The sequence below is a fragment of the Campylobacter concisus genome (genome assembly GCF_002913715.1).
GTDB classification, from domain to species: Bacteria; Campylobacterota; Campylobacteria; order Campylobacterales; family Campylobacteraceae; genus Campylobacter_A; species Campylobacter_A concisus_AG.
On record NZ_PPCE01000009.1, the window covers coordinates 59576 to 75323 of the forward strand.

Genomic DNA, 15748 nt, shown 5'->3' on the forward strand with positions numbered 1-15748 from the left:
TTACTCTAGTTGCATACAAAAATAAGTTAAATTTTAATTGACTTTAGCTACCATAAGCTACCATGATAATATACGGAAAACAACTATTTTTACATATTTTGAACAAGCGACCACAGATACTAGAAGAGATATATCTCTCAAAGGAGTGTGACAAAAAACTCTTCTCTAAAATTTGTGGCACAGGCAAAAAAATTATTCGCTTGGATAATCAAAAAGCACAGTCTTTAGCTCGCGGTGGGAATCATCAAGGTTTTTTAGCGAATGTTAGTGAGTTTGAATTTTCAGACATTGCCGAGCTTAAAAAGCTAAATTTTATCGCTATTCTTTATGGTATAAGCGATGTTGGCAATATCGGTGCTATCGCTAGAAGTGCCTATGCTCTAGGCTGCGAAGGTCTTGTGGTAGTGGCAAAAAGTATAAATATGCAAGGTGTTTTAAGATCAAGTAGTGGCGCTGCTTATGAGATACCAATAGCGATTTTTGAAGACGGGCTTAGTTTGCTAAATGAACTAAAACAATTTGGTTTTAAAATTTATGCAACAGCAAGTAATGGAAAAAACGTAAAAGAGATAAAGTTTGCTGGTAAAAGAGCTTTGGTAATGGGCTCAGAGGGCGAAGGCATACCGCAAAAGGCTCTAGCGAAGTGTGATGAGTGTATTGGTATAAAGTTAAAAGAGGGCTGGGACTCCTTAAACGTAAGTGCAGCTTTTGCAATAATTTGTGACAGGATGATAGATGAATGAATTAGAGAATTTAAAAGAGATAGGTATAAAGGAAATTTCACGTAAAACGCATATTGAGCCCACATTTTTACAATATATTTTTGATAAAAATTTTGAAAAATTATCACGTTTAAATATTAGAGGCTATGCCAAAATTTTACAACGTGAATATGATGTTGATTTGAGCGAGTTACTAGCTGAATATGATGCCTTTATGCAAGAAAACACCCCGGATGAGAGTCACAAAACTAAAGTTACTCCAAAAATTTCTTCTTACACTCCAAAAGATATTACCATACAAAAACAAAGCGGTAGCGGCGGTATTGGATTTTTATTTTGGCTCATCATTTTAGCTATTATCGCTGGTGGGGCATATCATTTTGATGCTTACAAATATATCGAGAATTTTTTATCATTTTTAAATGATGAGAATAAAAGCGTGAGCTATTCGCAGTCAAGTATAGTAAATGAGGTGAAGAAAAATATCATCGATACAAATATCACCATCTCTCAAAATAGCCCTAAAATAGAAGCAAACGTATCAAGTGTGAAAATTTCAGCTCCAGTTGAGCAAAATGTGACAACAAGTCCTGCAAACATGGAGCAAAATGTTGTGAAGCCAAGCATGGTGGCTCAGCCAGCTCCTAAGATAGAGCAAAACATTACAAAGCCACTAAATGAGGCGGTCATTACGCCAAAACAACGTGTATGGATAGGGATAATTAATCTTGAAAATGGTCAAAAAGTATCAAACGACACAAGTAAAAGCATAAATATAAATTTAGATCAAAGACAGCTCGTAGTTTGTGGAAATGGCAACATTGAGCTAAAGATCGGTGATAAGGTGACAAAATATAATCCAAGCCGCCCGGCTAGGTTTTTAGTAGAAAATGGAGAGATGAAATTTGTGAGCTATGATGAGTTTGTAGAACTTAACAAGGGCAAATCTTGGTAAGAAAAATAGCAATTTTTACCGCTTTTAGTGTATTTGCCTATGCCTTTAGCTTACAGACTAGTGCAAGTGCTTTAAGTAATGTTGAAAATGTGCAAATTTCTTTAGAAAATTTAGATCAAAATGGCTCACTCGATGTTAATGATCTAGTATCAAGATTAAAACAAAACTCAAGTTACGATAGCATTTCATTTGGTTCAAATAGTTTGAATTTAAAATTTATAAGTGAGCAAAAAGTTCCTTCTACATTATTTGTAAAATCAATAAATTCAACTCTGGATGATGCCAACATAAGTATCTCAAGGATAAATTCTCTAAAAAATGGAGATCAAATTTCTTATGGAATTTCAGCCATAAAAAATGGCGGAATAGATCCAAGTTTATTAAGCTTAGCGCTTAGTCAAAGCGGTTTTAAAATTTTAGGATTTGATAGAGTTGATGGGAATTTAGAGATATTTTTAGATGCTCAGAATATGATCCTTAAGGCTACAAAGGTAAATTTTGACGAAGAGACACCACTTTTAAAAAGCGGTGGTACTTATTTTGTTGATGTTGAGGGTGCAAGTAGTCTGGATATCGCATCAAAAGAGTCAAATAGATGGATGCCACTTGTTAGAATTTATGATAAAAATTTAAATCAGATTGACTCTATAAAAGAGGAGCAAGCAAAAACCGCCGTTTCTATAAATTTAGCAATAGGCGCAAAATACGCATTAATTAGCGACAATGTTGATATAAATAATATAAAAAATGAGATAATTATCAAGCTTATAAAATAGGAGTAAGCAGTGTTTGATGAGATAAGATTTAATACAATTGAGCGTTTGCCAAACTACGTTTTTGTCGAAGTAAATGCAATAAAAATGGCTGCACGAAGAGCTGGCGAGGACATCATCGACTTTTCTATGGGTAATCCTGAGGGCAGAACGCCACAGCACATTGTCGATAAACTATGTGAAAGCGCGCAAAAGGACAAGACTCACGGCTACTCAGCCAGTGCTGGAATTTATAAGCTTCGTCTTGCCATTTGCAACTGGTATAAGAGAAAATATGGCGTAAATTTAGACCCAGATACCGAAGCAGTCGCCACGATGGGTAGCAAGGAAGGCTTTGTGCATCTTGCTCAAGCCGTGATAAACCCAGGCGATGTGGCTATCGTGCCTGACCCTGCATATCCGATACACACGCAAGCGTTTTTGTTTGCTGGCGGAAGCGTCGCAAAGATGCCACTTCACTACAATGATAAATTTGAGCTAGACGAAAATAAATTTTTTGAAAACTTAATCCAGACGATACACGCAAGCTCGCCAAAGCCAAAATATGTAGTTGTAAATTTCCCTCACAATCCAACGACTGTGACCGTGCAAAAGAGCTTTTACGAGCGCCTTGTAAGCATCGCAAAGCAAGAGAGATTTTACATCATCTCAGATATCGCCTACGCTGATCTTACCTTTGATGGCTACAAAACGCCAAGTATCTTTGAAGTAGAAGGCGCAAAAGATGTTGCAGTCGAGTGCTACACTCTTTCAAAGAGCTACAACATGGCTGGCTGGAGAGTTGGCTTCATGTGCGGAAACAAGAGGCTTTGCGCCGCTCTTAAAAAGATAAAATCATGGGTTGATTACGGCATGTTTACGCCGATACAAGTCTCAGCCACGGTCGCACTTGACGGTGATCAAAGCTGTGTTGAAGAGATACGCCAAATTTATGAAAAAAGAAGAGATGTGATGATAGAGGCCTTTGCTCAGGCTGGTTGGGAGCTTAAAAAGCCAAATGCTAGCATGTTTATCTGGGCGAAACTTCCACCAAAGGTGAGCCACTTAGGCAGTCTTGAGTTTTCAAAACAGCTTCTTACAAAGGCATCAGTTGCTGTTAGCCCGGGCATTGGTTTTGGCGAGGGCGGAAACGATTATGTGCGCTTAGCTCTTATCGAAAATGAAAATAGGATAAGACAAGCAGCAAGAAATATAAAAAAATATTTGAAAGAATTTGAATGAATGTAGCGATATTAGGCGTTGGAACCGTTGGTGAGTCGGTTGCAAAAATTTTACTAAAAAACAAAAAGCTAATCGCAGCAAGATGTGGCGAAGAGATAGTGCCAGTCATCGGTGTGGTTAGAAATTTAAATAAAAAAAGAGACTCTGGCATCCCTTTGACTGATGATATAAATAGCGTCATAAACCGCGATGATATCGATGTTTTTGTCGAGCTTATGGGCGGAGTTGAAGAGCCTTTTAAAGTGGTGAGTGAAATTTTAAAGCGCAAAAAAGCGGTCGTCACTGCAAACAAGGCACTTCTTGCCTATCATAGATATGCTTTGCAAAATTTAGCCAAAAATATACCATTTGGCTTTGAAGCAAGTGTGGCTGGGGGCATACCGATCATTAGAGCCTTAAGAGAAGGCTTAAGCGCAAACCACATCGTTAGTATAAATGGCATACTAAATGGCACTAGCAACTACATCCTAACCTCGATGATGGACGAGGGCTCAAATTTTAAAGACGCGCTTAAAAAGGCGCAGGAGCTTGGGTATGCCGAGGCTGATCCTACTTTTGATGTGGGTGGCTTTGATACGGCTCATAAGCTTCTCATCCTTGCTAGCATCGCATACGGCGTGCACGGCGATCCAGAGGATATTTTGATCGAAGGAATACAAGGTATTACACCTGAAGATATATTTTTCGCAAAAGATTTCGAATACTCAATAAAACTTCTAGCAATTGCTAAGAAAAGCGAGGGTAAAATCGAACTACGTGTGCATCCAGCACTTGTACCGCAAAATAAAATGATAGCAAAGGCAAGTGGTGTGACAAATGCGATCAGTGTCGTTGGCGAGGTCGTTGGCGAGACGATGTACTATGGACCTGGAGCTGGTGGCGATGCAACGGCAAGCGCCGTGATCAGCGATCTTATCGACATCGCAAGAGATAGCAAATCGCCAATGCTAGGGTATAAAGCACCTTTTGAATTAAATACGCTTGAGCTACTTGACCGCGATAGGATAAAGACAAAGTATTACTTTAGATTAAAAGTCGAAGATAAAATGGGTGTGCTAGCAAAGATTACAAATTTAATGAGCGAAAATAATTTATCGATTGATAGCATACTTCAAAAACCAAAAGATGAGAGCGAATTTGCTGTATTGTTTTTTACGACACATACGAGTCTTGAGGCTGATGTAAGAAGGACAATTGAAATTTTAAAAGAGCAAGAGTATATAAAAGAAGAGCCATTTATGATGAGAATCGAGGAGTAGCTTGGGACTAAAAGAGTATCTCTTTGGCAAAAGCTCAGAAGATAGGGCGTGCGAATTTTTACAAAAACTTGGTTTTGTCATTTTAGAGAGAAATTTTCACTCTAAATTTGGCGAGATCGACATCATCGCACTAAGTAGCGATAAAATTTTGCACTTTATAGAGGTAAAAGCAACTAGCGGAGAATATGAAGCAGAGTATAGACTAAATAAGGCAAAATATATAAAAATTTTAAAAACTATAAATTTTTATATGATGAAAAATGAGCCAAATAGAGATTTTCAAGTCGATTTAGTTGTCATAAAAAATGAAAATTTAGAACTGATAGAAAATATTAGTTTATAATAAAATTTATTATTTAGATAAAATTTAAATTTAATTTGTATAATTGCCACATTTTAAAAATAAGGAGAAAAAATGGGAAAATACATCGAACTTACAAAAGAAAATTTTGATGTTACAAAAGAAGGCGTTGCTTTAGTAGACTTTTGGGCTCCATGGTGCGGACCTTGCCGTATGCTAGCTCCAGTGATCGAAGAGCTTGCCGAAGACTTTGACGGTAAAGCAAAAATTTGCAAGGTAAATACTGACGAAGTGCAAGATCTTGCGGTTGAGTTTGGCATCAGATCGATCCCAACATTGCTATTTTTCAAAAATGGCGAGCTAGTTGAGCAAATGGTCGGTGCACAGTCAAAACAAGCCTTGACTGACAAACTAAATTCGCTTCTTTAATGAGCGAAAAAAGAAGAGGAAGCCTACTTCCTCTTACATATATATTTGGTTCATTTTTTGGTGCAGCTATGATAGCAGCTGCATTTGCGTATAGCAACTATCGTTTTTCACAATATAAATTTGTTGATTTTGCGAAGCTAGTTTTCTACGAAAAAAGCGAAATTTTTACTCCAAAAGAGCCAAAATACACGCTTTTAATCTTCAGCTCAAATCAATCAAAATTAGACGAAATTTTACCAATCAAAAATGAAACAGTTGTGGCAATCGATATCTTTCAAAAAAGATATGAGTCAAACTCAACACTAAAATATATAAGCTCAGATATAAATACGGTCTTGGAGCTAATGCGAAATTTAAGCATCACAAAGCTTCCAAGTAGTGTTGAGATAGTTCATCAAAGGGACGAAATTTATAAACAAAATTCGTCCATAAATGTTTTAGAATAAAGGAAATTTATGCTTGATTTAGCGATCATCGGAGGCGGTCCAGCAGGACTAAGCGCCGGACTTTACGCCACTAGAGGCGGACTAAAAAATGTTGTAATGTTTGAAAAAGGCGAGCCTGGCGGTCAGATCACCTCTAGCTCAGAGATAGAAAACTACCCAGGCCAAAAAGCCCCTGGCGAGAGCGGTTTTGACTTTATGAGCACTTGGTGGAAGCAGTGTAGTGCATTTGGACTAGTTCATAAGTGGGCAAACGTCGTTGGTGTTAGAAAAAACAGTGACGGTAGCTTTGAAATTTTACTTGAGGGCGGTAAGAGCGAGCAGGCAAAGGCTGTCATCGTAGCAACTGGCTCAACTCCAAGACGTGCTGGCTTTAAGGGCGAGGATGAGTTCTTTGGCAAAGGTGTTAGCACATGCGCAACATGCGATGGATTTTTTTACAAAAATAAAGAGGTAGCTGTTCTTGGCGGTGGCGACACAGCCGTTGAAGAGGCACTTTATCTAGCGAATATCTGCTCAAAAGTCTATCTAATCCATAGACGTGAAGAGTTTAGAGCGGCGCCAACTACGGTTGAAAAAGCTAGAAAAAATGAAAAGATCGAGTTTATAACAAGTGCGACGATAAAAGAGGCACTTGGCGATAAAATGGGCCTAACAAAGATCGTACTTGATACCAAAAATGGCGAGCGTGTGCTTGATGTGCCAGGAATTTTTACATTTGTCGGACTAAATGTAAATAATGAAATTTTAAAAGATGAAAATGGCAAATTTATCTGCGAAATGGTTGATGGCGGGCAGGTTAAGACAAATCTTAAGATGCAAACTAGCCTAAATGGACTCTTTGTAGCAGGTGATATCAGAGAAGACGCTCCAAAGCAAGTCATCGTAGCAGCAGGTGACGGCGCAGTGGCTGCACTTAGTGCTATGAGTTACATAGAAAGCTTGCATTAATACTAAAATTTAGCCAAATTTTTTGGCTAAATTTTTCTTCTTTTTTCTATTAAAATTTTGATTTTATACGCATTTTTAAAAGCCTATTTGTAATCTACATATAATAAATTTTATGTTAAATTTCACCCAAAAATCAAAGGATAAATTTTGGTAAGAATAGGCCTTTATGGTGCTAGTGGAAAGATGGCTCAAAGTATCATTTCTTGTTTAAAAGATGAAAAAGATGCCACTCTAAGCATCGCTTTTAGCCAAAAAAATCAGGTTGAAAATTTAAGTAACGAACTTTTGACAAATGACTTTGCTAAATTTTTTGAAGCATGCGATGTGATAATCGACTTTAGCCAAAAAGAGGCTACAGTAGCACTGCTAAACTACGCTAGAACTAATCCAAAACCACTAGTTATCGGTACGACCGGGTTAAATGACGAAGATAAAAACTTACTCCATTTAGCATCTGGAGCTATGCCTATTCTTTACGCAACAAATATGAGTTTGGGCGTAGCTGTACTAAACCGCCTTGCAAGGATCGCTTCAAAAACATTAAGAGAATTTGACATAGAGATAGTAGAGCAACACCATAGGCACAAAAAGGACGCTCCAAGCGGCACAGCAATGACCTTAGCTGGTTGCGTGGCTGAGGCTAGGGATCTAAATTTAAAAGATGTTTTAGTCACTGGTAGAGCTGGCATGGTGGGCGAAAGAAGCAAGGACGAGATCGCAGTCATGGCGCTTCGTGGTGGCGATGTGGTCGGTCGCCACACAGTTGGCTTTTATAATGACGGCGAGTTTATTGAGCTAAATCACACCGCAACAAGTAGGGTAACCTTTTCAAAAGGTGCGATCAGGGCTGCTATTTGGCTAAAAGATCAAAGTAGTGGTCTATACTCGATAGACGATAGTTTAGGGCTTGATGATTAAATTTGAGCTTGATGATGTAGAGAGCTACAAGCTAGAATTTGGTGATAAATTCTACCTGCTGGAGTGTGAAAAGCGCCAAAATTTAAGAACCGGCGATATAGTAAAGCTTATATTTAGATTTGAAGATGATAAGTTTGCTCAGGTTGAGCGCATGTGGGTGGTCGTTAGCGAGACAAATAACGGCGAATTTACCGGCATTTTAGACAATGAACCATTTACAAAAGGCTGTTTAAATGTTGGCGATGAGATCAAGTTTAACTACAAAAATGTTCTTGAAATTTACAAAGATGATGAAAACTAAAGGAAAAAAATGTGTGCAATAGTTGGTATTATAAATTCTAAAGATGCAGCAAAGACTGCCTATTATGCGTTATTTTCTATGCAGCATCGCGGTCAAGAGGCGAGCGGCATTAGCGTTTGTGATGATGGAGAAATTTCTACTCATAAGGGTAATGGCCTAGTTACAGAGGTCTTTAATGAAGAAATTTTAAGATCGCTAAAAGGTGATATGGCGATCGGTCACAACCGCTATGCAACGGCTGGTAAAAACTCGGGTCGTGACGCCCAGCCAATAGCCGCTAACTATTCTTTGGGACAAATTTCAATCGTCCATAATGGAAATTTGGTAAATAAAGATGAAGTTAGAGATGAGCTTATTAAAGATGGTGCGATATTTCAGACAAATATGGATACTGAAAATATCATCCATCTAATCGCAAGAAATCATAGTGAACACTTGCAGGACCGTATTATTGCAGCACTTGATAAGATAAAAGGTGCTTATTGTCTGCTTATCCAGTCACGCCATAAAACCTTTGCCATAAGAGATCGCTGGGGTGTTAGGCCACTAAGCCTTGGCAAGCTAAAAGATGGTGGATATATCGTAGCTAGCGAGACTTGTGCTTTTGATCTTGTGGGGGCTAGCTTTATAAGAGATATTAGGCCTGGTGAGATGATAGTTTTTGAACATGGAAAAAGTGAGTTTCAAAGTATTCAAATTTATGAGCCAGATCCTAGAATTTGTGCATTTGAATATATCTATTTTGCTCGCCCAGATAGCGTGATAGAAGGTAAAAGCGTCTATGAAGTTAGAAAAAAAATGGGTGAAGTACTAGCTAAAAAGAGCAAAATTAAAGCAGATTTTGTCGTACCTGTACCAGATAGCGGAGTACCAGCAGCACTTGGATATGCAAACGAGAGCAAGATCCCTTTTGAGCTAGCTATCACCAGAAACCACTATGTAGGCAGAACCTTCATCGAGCCAAGTCAGGAGATGAGAAATTTAAAAGTTAAGCTAAAACTTAACCCGATGTCATCGGTTCTAAAGGGTAAAAGTATCGTTGTTATCGACGATAGTATCGTTCGCGGTACTACTTCAAAAAAAGTGGTTGATCTTTTAAGGCATGCGGGCGCTAAAGAGATTCATTTTAGAGTCGCTTGTCCTGAGCTTAAATACCCTGAGCGATATGGCATCGATACACCAAGCTTTGAAGAGTTAATAAGCTCTAAAAAAAATGCAGAGGAAGTAAGAGAATATATCGGTGCAGATAGCTTAGAATTTTTAAGTATAGACGAACTTAAAGAAAGTATCGGCAATGAGCGAAAATATTCGCTTGTAAGCTTTGATGGCGACTATTTCATAAAGTGAAAAATTTAGCCATTTTTTTGCTTGTTGCAATATTTTTTAGTGGTTGCTCACAAAAGAATCCAAGCAAAAAAGACGAAATTTCTATTTACGTAAGCTACTATGAGATAAATGGCACAAAACAGCAGCTGCAAATAAAAACTGTTCAAAATTTTATAGAACAAAATGCTAGTGTGCCATTTTTTGGTATAGTAAATCTTTTAGCAGAAGATAAAATTTTAAATGCTTATTCGCTTGCAAAGGGCACCATAAACGTACTTGAGGTAAATAATAGCTCTATAAATTTAAATAAATCAAGTGATATTCTGGCTTTAAAAAAAGCTAATGAGATAAAATTTTATGAGATAAGGCCTGATGTGCTTGAGAGTGTTAAATTTAGCTCACAAAATAGTGTTTGTGGTGATTTTTTGTTACAAAAACCAGTGCATGTAAGTGTAGTAACAAACTACTATTTAAGAGATGATAGCTTTTTTGCAAGCTTAATAGAGGCAAATTTCTTTTATAAAAAAGGTGCAAAGATCCTAAAAAAAGAGTTTGTTTATAATATAGCCGAGACTAAAATCCTACAAGAAGCAAAAGAATTTACACAAAAGACAAAGCAACTTTTCTTAAATGATCTACAAAAATTGGGCAGGCTACTTGACATACTTTGTACTTTTTAAATCTTTATCTTAAAAAATCGTGTTTATTGCAGATGCTAAAAAGATAAAATTTACTCTAAAATCAAACTAAGACTTAGCGTTTTATCCTATGAAATTTGTAAAAATTTGCTTTAAATTTGACTTAGTAGCAATTTAGTTTTGTGATATTCATGCCATTTTTAAAATAAGGCGGATATGGCATATATACGGTAAATGGTGTGCTTTTTTGCTTTGGTAAATTTTTGGCTACATCAAATTTATATTCAACTGTATTTGGCCTCTCGTCCTTATCTGTGCCAAGAACCCATGAGAAAAATGAAAGCCCACTTGGCTTAAAAAATGCTTCCCCACCAAGGTCATTTTTATTTAGCGGTTGGTTGATTAGTTTGACTGTCAGCGTGCAGTTGCTAATTGTAAATTTACCGATGTTTCTTACTTGCCCCTTAAAAACAATACTTTCATTTCGCAAAATTCGCTCACTTTTTACATTTTCAAGCATGCCTTTTTTTGTATATTTGTCAAGCACTAGCATCAAAAAAACAGCAAGTGTAGTTGAGACCAAAATGTTTGTAAAAAATAGTGATAAAAATAACTTTCGCTCAGCTCTAAGTGAAAGAACAAGAAACAAAATAGAAAGTAGAGCAATCGCAAAAAGAACGATAATATGAACTATCGTAAAATATGCTGAGCTCATCAAAAACACTCCACTTTTTTAGAGATATTGTAATCTATAAATGCGAAATCATTGACAAATTCTTTAATCTCAATGCTTTGCTTTGGCAAAAATTCCTCGTTTAAGATGATTCTTTTTCTAGCAAATGGATTAAGTGAGTTAAAAAAGTCTTTCGTATTTTGCCTTGAGCTTAGATAGAAGTCAAGCTCGATTTTACAGATATTAAGTATATTATTTGAATTATTTGTAATATTAAAATCAACCATTAGCGCATCAACATATTGAAGCTGCTTGGTGGTTATTTTGCTTATACTAACTGGCCTTAAATTTTCATTTATATATTTGTTTGCGTAGTAATTACCTACAAAAAGTCCGAAAAAAGCAGCCAAAATAAATAAAAATCCTATCTGCCACCACGATTTTATCGCGATAAAAATTCCTAAAAGTACGATTAGTATAAAAGCTAAAAATATCCAGCCATAGGTTAGAAAATCAATGAGCTTTGCATTTTGCAATACAAAAAGCAAGTTGTGCTTAATGCTGTTTAACATCTCGCGATCTTTTCTCTTCAATGCCGCTCATACCAAAACGTCTTGCAAGTTCGTTTTTTACAGCATCTAGATGGATATTATGGGCTGAAAGTGCTACAAGTGCATGAAAGCAAAGATCGGCTGCTTCGTAGATCAGATCATTTTTTGCTTTTTGCTCATCTTGCTTTGAGTTTTCCGCGAAACTAAGATCCTTTGCAGCCATTATAAATTCGCCAGCCTCTTCGCCAACTTTCTTTAAAATTTGATTTTCACCTTTTTTAAAAAGACTTGACACATATGAAGTTTCAGGGTTGGCATTTAGCTTTCTATCTTCTATCACATGGTAAAGCTCGTCAAGCACACCATAATTTATTTTTTTGACTTCAGTTTTTGTATCTAAAATTTTACCGTCATGCAAATTTATTTCATTAAAAAAACACGACCTTGCTCCAGTGTGACAAGCTGCACCTCCGTTTTGAATCACCTTTAAAAGCAAAGTATCGTTGTCGCAGTCTAAAAAAGCAGCCTTTATCTCCTGAGTGTTGCCACTTTCTTCACCTTTTTTCCAAATTCTATTTTTAGTGCGTGAAAAGTAGTGAGCGTAACGGCTAGATAGACTTAAATTTAATGCTTCTTCGTTCATGTAAGCAAGCATTAAAACTTCATTTGTGGCATGATCGCAAACCACTACTGGAAGCAATCCACCAACTTTTTGCCAGTCTATACTTTTTGTTACGCTATTCATTTTTATCTCTCGCTTACTGAGCTAGCTCTTGCTTTATCTTTTGCATCTAGCCAGATGTTTGGCACAGCTCCACCAGGTGTTAAGAAAATTTTAGCATCTTTGTTTTCTTTTAGAGCCTCGTTAAATTTGTTTTGCGTCTCGATCTGCTTTAAATTTAGTAGATTTTGATCGACACTTTTTGCAACCTCTTTGTTTGCATACGCGGTTGCGTCAGCCTCGATTTTAATGGCATCAGCCTTGCCTTTTGCTTCAATGATCGCAGCTTTAGCTGTACCTTCAGCAAGTGCGGCTTGTTTTAAGGCTTCTTGATTTGCTCTTTCTACTTCGTATTTTGTTCTTTCAGCTTCTTGTTTTGCGATCTGAACACGTTCTATTTGCTCTTTTACCTTTGAAGGCAAGATGATCTCACGAAGTTGCACTGTTAAAAGCTCAACTGGCTTATTTGGCTGAGAGTCGATATCTTTTCTTATACCATCATCGATTTGTCTTGCTAGATCGTTTCTCTTTGTTGGAAGCTCTTCTGCTGTATATTTACCAGCGATACTGCGAACTACGTCACGAACGACAGGGTCAACTATCTTGCTCTCCCAGCTAAGACCCCAAGAGGCAATAGTTTGAGGGGCATTTTCTGGATTTAAACGGTATTGCACAGTAATATCAATGCTAACTGGTAAATTTCTAGCATCAAGCACTGAAATAGAATTTTTACGTAAAATTCCAGCACCAACGCCTTGATATGATTTTTGCATTGATTCGCCCATATCCTCGCCAGAAGTATAGTTTATGATCCTAACTCTAGTGTCCACGATTATGATATCTTGGATAAAAGGTAAAAAGAAGTGAAAGCCTGGTTGCAAAGGATTTGGCTCGTATTTACCTGCTGTAGACTTGATGCCAACTTCACCTGAGTGAATCACTTTAAATGGCTGAGTGATAGCAAAAATAGCAATAATCGCAATTACAATGTAGGCAAGTGCTCCAAATTTACCAAACCCACTTGGTAGATTTGGCATTTTAAAGTCCTTTTTGAAAGGTGGCTCTTTGTCGCTATTTTGACCTGGGCCTCTGTTGTCATTACCTGGCTTTTTTTTATTGAAATAATCGTTTAAATCAGCGGGCATTTCATTCCTTTAAATTTTTAAATATATGTTAAAAATGATTCATATTTTTTATTTAGACCATAAACCACGTCGAAATAAGCTTTTTGTAGTCTCTTTGTCACTTCACCTCTAGCGCCATTACCAATGATGCGGTTATCTATGCTATTTATCGGTGTTACTTCAGCTGCAGTGCCTGTGAAAAATGCCTCGTCAGCTGTGTAAGCCTGATCTCTTGTGATGCGTTCTCTTCTTACTTCGATGTCAAGATCATGAGCAAGTCTTATGACTGTATCTTGAGTGATGCTAAGTAGGCTGTTGTCGTTTGGTGGAGTGATTAAAACGCCATTTTCAACGATAAAGAAGCACTCGCCTGGACCTTCAGCCACAAAGCCCTCGCTATCAAGAAGTAGCGCCTCGTCGTATCCAGCCTCTTTTGCCTCGTAGTTTGCCATTTGTGAGCTTAGGTAGTTTGAGCTAGCTTTTGCTCTATTCATTTGGGCAGCAGGTGCAAGTTTGGCAAAGCTTGAAATTTTAACTCTAATGCCTTTTTCTAGGCCTTCATCGCCAAGATAAGCACCCCATTCCCATGAAGCGATAGCAGTTTGAACTGGTGCTTTTGTGTGAGCTACACCCATTACGCCGTATCCTAAAAATATAAGTGGGCGGATATAGACGTTGCCGTCATATTTGTTTGCGCGAAGAAGCTCTATTTGTGCTTTTTCAAGCTCTTCCTCGGTGTAAGGTACATTTAAAACGGTCATTTTTGCTGATCTTAAAAGCCTTTTTGTGTGATCTTGGAGTCTAAAAATAGCTAGACCTTTTTTTGTTTTATAAGCTCTTGTGCCTTCAAATACGGCATTAGCGTAGTGCAAAGAGTGAGTTAGAACGTGTACTTTTGCATCGTCCCATTTAACTAATTTTCCATCCATCCAGATAAATTCTGAAGCATTCATTGTTAAACCTTTCTTTTTTCTTAGAAATTTTGGTCTGAGTTTATCTAAAATTGCTTTAAATTTACATTTCTAAGACCAAAATTTGCAGATATTACCCGCCAAAACTACTTATCTAAAAGCTCTTGTATGATCTTTGCCATCTCATCGATTGATGAAGCTGCGCTTAAGTTTATTAAGTATTTGCCACTTACTACAAAAGCTGGCACACCGCTGATACTTGCCACATCATAAGAGGCAAACCACGCATCTAAAAGTTCTTTTGCTCTTTCGCTATTTAGTGCTTTTTCGTAGTCGTCCTTGCTCACGTGAGCTGCTTTAAGGGCTAAATTTATAAATTTCTCTTTGTCTTTGCCATCACTAAAATCATCTTTTTCATCATGTCTTGCTTTATAGATCGCAAATTTTGCTTGCTTAAATTTTGACTCATCGCTTAGTAGATCAGTGCCATTTGCCTCATCTATCGATATAAGAGCGGCAAAAATTTTACTTGCGGTCTCGCCAAGCTTGCCTTTTGTGCTTAGATGATATGGGATAAATTTCACATCTTCAAGCTTTGACATCAGCTTTTTTGTGATAGTCCGGTCAAATTTATAGCAGTGTGGGCAGTCGTAGCTAAAGACCTTAACTACCGAGTTTTTAGACACATTAAGCGGTTTTGCTAGAGTTTGATACTCCACACCTTCAGTTAGTGCTGATAAATTTAGCGCAAAAAACGCACTTAAAATTAGTATTTTTATAAGCTTCATCTTTGCTCCTTATTTTACAAGATCAGCTAGCACTTTTGCGGCGTGGTCTTTGGCTTTTACGCTTTTGTAAATTTTAACTATCTTGCCGTCTTTGCCGATCACAAATGTGCTTCTTGCGATGCCAAGATACTCTTTGCCGTAGTTTTTCTTAACTTGCCAAACACCATAAAGCTTTGAAATTTCTTTATCCTCATCGCTTAATAGAATGTGCTTTAAATTTTGCTTTGCGATAAAGCCAACGTGAGACTTCACACTATCTGGGCTAACGCCGATAATAACGGTGTCATTTTTGATAAACTGATCGTAGTTTGCGCTAAATTCGCAAGCCTCAGTCGTGCAGCCAGGAGTGTTGTCCTTTGGGTAGAAGTAAAGCACCACGTTTTTGCCTATAAAGTCCTTTAGTGCGACCTTTACACCGTCTTGATTTAGCGCTTCAAACTCTGGTGCTTTATCGCCAACTTCAAGTGTTATTTTTCGTTCAATATCTGCTTTGCTAAATTCGCTCATTTTATCACCTTTCTCTTATCTTCTACGCTTTCGCCACCTACGCCGATGTTGCTAGCATCGTGAGTTTCTATGAAAATCATAACCGCCTCTTTTTTCTTGCCAAGCACTCTTACAAGCGTCTCAGTCACCTCTTTAAAAACTTGATCTTTTTGCTCTTTTGTCGGCTCTGGGCCTGCTATTTTGATATTAACATAAGGCATTGTTGCTCCTTTTTAAGATGTAAAATATTAGCCAAA

The 15748-nt window shown here is 37.4% G+C and carries 21 protein-coding genes; 13 read left to right on the forward strand and 8 right to left on the reverse strand.

Going from position 1 to position 15748, the window contains the following annotated elements:
* Window positions 1-62: 62 nt before the first annotated feature.
* From CYO92_RS04245 to CYO92_RS04305, 13 genes are all read left to right on the forward strand, one after another.
* Window positions 63-743 carry a TrmH family RNA methyltransferase gene (locus tag CYO92_RS04245; RefSeq protein ID WP_103588792.1) on the forward strand — a complete coding sequence of 227 codons (681 nt, stop codon included), beginning with the start codon at window positions 63-65 and terminating at the stop codon, window positions 741-743.
* Window positions 736-1677, forward strand: coding sequence for a phosphatidylglycerophosphate synthase (locus tag CYO92_RS04250; RefSeq protein WP_103588793.1), 942 nt, complete (start codon window positions 736-738; stop codon window positions 1675-1677). Before CYO92_RS04245 ends, CYO92_RS04250 begins: the two co-directional genes overlap by 8 nt.
* Complete coding sequence (locus CYO92_RS04255) at window positions 1671-2453, forward strand: hypothetical protein (protein ID WP_085657884.1); 783 nt, start codon at window positions 1671-1673, stop codon at window positions 2451-2453. Before CYO92_RS04250 ends, CYO92_RS04255 begins: the two co-directional genes overlap by 7 nt.
* 9 nt (window positions 2454-2462) lie before the next feature.
* Window positions 2463-3671 (forward strand): LL-diaminopimelate aminotransferase, encoded by a 1209-nt coding sequence (locus CYO92_RS04260; protein WP_103588794.1) that lies wholly within the window; start codon window positions 2463-2465, stop codon window positions 3669-3671.
* On the forward strand, window positions 3668-4930 hold the full coding sequence (locus tag CYO92_RS04265) for a homoserine dehydrogenase (protein WP_103588795.1): 1263 nt from the start codon (window positions 3668-3670) through the stop codon (window positions 4928-4930). Before CYO92_RS04260 ends, CYO92_RS04265 begins: the two co-directional genes overlap by 4 nt.
* 1 nt (window position 4931) lies before the next feature.
* Entirely contained in the window at window positions 4932-5273 is a 342-nt protein-coding gene (locus CYO92_RS04270) for a YraN family protein (protein ID WP_103588797.1), read from the forward strand.
* A gap of 72 nt (window positions 5274-5345) precedes the next feature.
* Window positions 5346-5660, forward strand: coding sequence for a thioredoxin (gene trxA / locus CYO92_RS04275; protein WP_012001054.1), 315 nt, complete (start codon window positions 5346-5348; stop codon window positions 5658-5660).
* On the forward strand, window positions 5660-6106 hold the full coding sequence (locus CYO92_RS04280; protein WP_103588798.1) for a hypothetical protein: 447 nt from the start codon (window positions 5660-5662) through the stop codon (window positions 6104-6106). The genes trxA and CYO92_RS04280 overlap by 1 nt, the downstream gene beginning before the upstream one ends.
* Window positions 6107-6115: 9 nt before the next feature.
* Window positions 6116-7054, forward strand: coding sequence for an NAD(P)/FAD-dependent oxidoreductase (locus tag CYO92_RS04285; protein WP_087578275.1), 939 nt, complete (start codon window positions 6116-6118; stop codon window positions 7052-7054).
* Window positions 7055-7201: 147 nt separating this feature from the next.
* Window positions 7202-7972, forward strand: a complete 771-nt coding sequence (dapB, locus tag CYO92_RS04290; RefSeq protein ID WP_103588799.1) for a 4-hydroxy-tetrahydrodipicolinate reductase — start codon at window positions 7202-7204, stop codon at window positions 7970-7972.
* A complete protein-coding gene (locus CYO92_RS04295) occupies window positions 7965-8273 on the forward strand; it encodes a DUF2314 domain-containing protein (RefSeq protein WP_103588800.1) in 309 nt (102 codons plus the stop codon). The genes dapB and CYO92_RS04295 overlap by 8 nt, the downstream gene beginning before the upstream one ends.
* A gap of 9 nt (window positions 8274-8282) precedes the next feature.
* Window positions 8283-9620: an amidophosphoribosyltransferase gene (gene purF, locus CYO92_RS04300; protein ID WP_072593956.1), complete on the forward strand. Its 1338-nt coding sequence runs from the start codon at window positions 8283-8285 to the stop codon at window positions 9618-9620.
* 17 nt (window positions 9621-9637) lie between these two features.
* Window positions 9638-10279, forward strand: a complete 642-nt coding sequence (locus CYO92_RS04305; protein WP_180997989.1) for a hypothetical protein — start codon at window positions 9638-9640, stop codon at window positions 10277-10279.
* Between the two features lie 121 nt (window positions 10280-10400).
* Here the strand turns inward: CYO92_RS04305 and CYO92_RS04310 are convergent, their stop codons facing one another.
* The 8 genes from CYO92_RS04310 to CYO92_RS04345 all read right to left on the reverse strand — a co-directional run bounded on the left by CYO92_RS04310 (window position 10401) and on the right by CYO92_RS04345 (window position 15712).
* Window positions 10401-10952 carry a DUF2393 family protein gene (locus CYO92_RS04310; RefSeq protein ID WP_021090969.1) on the reverse strand — a complete coding sequence of 184 codons (552 nt, stop codon included), beginning with the start codon at window positions 10950-10952 and terminating at the stop codon, window positions 10401-10403.
* Complete coding sequence (locus CYO92_RS04315; RefSeq protein ID WP_103588802.1) at window positions 10952-11482, reverse strand: DUF2393 family protein; 531 nt, start codon at window positions 11480-11482, stop codon at window positions 10952-10954. Before CYO92_RS04315 ends, CYO92_RS04310 begins: the two co-directional genes overlap by 1 nt.
* Window positions 11466-12206, reverse strand: coding sequence for a bifunctional phosphoribosyl-AMP cyclohydrolase/phosphoribosyl-ATP diphosphatase HisIE (gene hisIE, locus CYO92_RS04320; protein WP_103588803.1), 741 nt, complete (start codon window positions 12204-12206; stop codon window positions 11466-11468). The genes CYO92_RS04315 and hisIE overlap by 17 nt, the downstream gene beginning before the upstream one ends.
* 2 nt (window positions 12207-12208) lie before the next feature.
* Window positions 12209-13327 (reverse strand): prohibitin family protein, encoded by a 1119-nt coding sequence (locus tag CYO92_RS04325; protein WP_084041610.1) that lies wholly within the window; start codon window positions 13325-13327, stop codon window positions 12209-12211.
* Between the two features lie 17 nt (window positions 13328-13344).
* Window positions 13345-14259, reverse strand: a complete 915-nt coding sequence (locus CYO92_RS04330) for a branched-chain amino acid transaminase (protein ID WP_021090882.1) — start codon at window positions 14257-14259, stop codon at window positions 13345-13347.
* 104 nt (window positions 14260-14363) lie between these two features.
* On the reverse strand, window positions 14364-15005 hold the full coding sequence (locus CYO92_RS04335; protein WP_103588804.1) for a thiol:disulfide interchange protein DsbA/DsbL: 642 nt from the start codon (window positions 15003-15005) through the stop codon (window positions 14364-14366).
* Window positions 15006-15014: 9 nt separating this feature from the next.
* Complete coding sequence (gene bcp / locus CYO92_RS04340; protein ID WP_009295390.1) at window positions 15015-15512, reverse strand: thioredoxin-dependent thiol peroxidase; 498 nt, start codon at window positions 15510-15512, stop codon at window positions 15015-15017.
* A complete protein-coding gene (locus tag CYO92_RS04345; protein ID WP_085657868.1) occupies window positions 15509-15712 on the reverse strand; it encodes a tautomerase family protein in 204 nt (67 codons plus the stop codon). Before CYO92_RS04345 ends, bcp begins: the two co-directional genes overlap by 4 nt.
* Window positions 15713-15748: the final 36 nt, after the last annotated feature.

Bases quoted from the DNA above. Each gene is read 5' to 3' on its own strand.
- purF (WP_072593956.1), top strand. From the start codon at position 8,283: ATGTGTGCAATAGTTGGTATTATAAATTCTAAAGATGCAGCAAAGACT.
- CYO92_RS04250 (WP_103588793.1), top strand. From the start codon at position 736: ATGAATGAATTAGAGAATTTAAAAGAGATAGGTATAAAGGAAATTTCA.
- CYO92_RS04295 (WP_103588800.1), top strand. From the start codon at position 7,965: ATGATTAAATTTGAGCTTGATGATGTAGAGAGCTACAAGCTAGAATTT.
- CYO92_RS04285 (WP_087578275.1), top strand. From the start codon at position 6,116: ATGCTTGATTTAGCGATCATCGGAGGCGGTCCAGCAGGACTAAGCGCC.
- CYO92_RS04315 (WP_103588802.1), bottom strand. From the start codon at position 11,482: ATGTTAAACAGCATTAAGCACAACTTGCTTTTTGTATTGCAAAATGCA.
- CYO92_RS04265 (WP_103588795.1), top strand. From the start codon at position 3,668: ATGAATGTAGCGATATTAGGCGTTGGAACCGTTGGTGAGTCGGTTGCA.
- CYO92_RS04330 (WP_021090882.1), bottom strand. From the start codon at position 14,259: ATGAATGCTTCAGAATTTATCTGGATGGATGGAAAATTAGTTAAATGG.
- hisIE (WP_103588803.1), bottom strand. From the start codon at position 12,206: ATGAATAGCGTAACAAAAAGTATAGACTGGCAAAAAGTTGGTGGATTG.
- bcp (WP_009295390.1), bottom strand. From the start codon at position 15,512: ATGAGCGAATTTAGCAAAGCAGATATTGAACGAAAAATAACACTTGAA.
- CYO92_RS04335 (WP_103588804.1), bottom strand. From the start codon at position 15,005: ATGAAGCTTATAAAAATACTAATTTTAAGTGCGTTTTTTGCGCTAAAT.
- trxA (WP_012001054.1), top strand. From the start codon at position 5,346: ATGGGAAAATACATCGAACTTACAAAAGAAAATTTTGATGTTACAAAA.
- CYO92_RS04245 (WP_103588792.1), top strand. From the start codon at position 63: ATGATAATATACGGAAAACAACTATTTTTACATATTTTGAACAAGCGA.
- CYO92_RS04345 (WP_085657868.1), bottom strand. From the start codon at position 15,712: ATGCCTTATGTTAATATCAAAATAGCAGGCCCAGAGCCGACAAAAGAG.
- CYO92_RS04280 (WP_103588798.1), top strand. From the start codon at position 5,660: ATGAGCGAAAAAAGAAGAGGAAGCCTACTTCCTCTTACATATATATTT.
- CYO92_RS04325 (WP_084041610.1), bottom strand. From the start codon at position 13,327: ATGCCCGCTGATTTAAACGATTATTTCAATAAAAAAAAGCCAGGTAAT.
- CYO92_RS04310 (WP_021090969.1), bottom strand. From the start codon at position 10,952: ATGAGCTCAGCATATTTTACGATAGTTCATATTATCGTTCTTTTTGCG.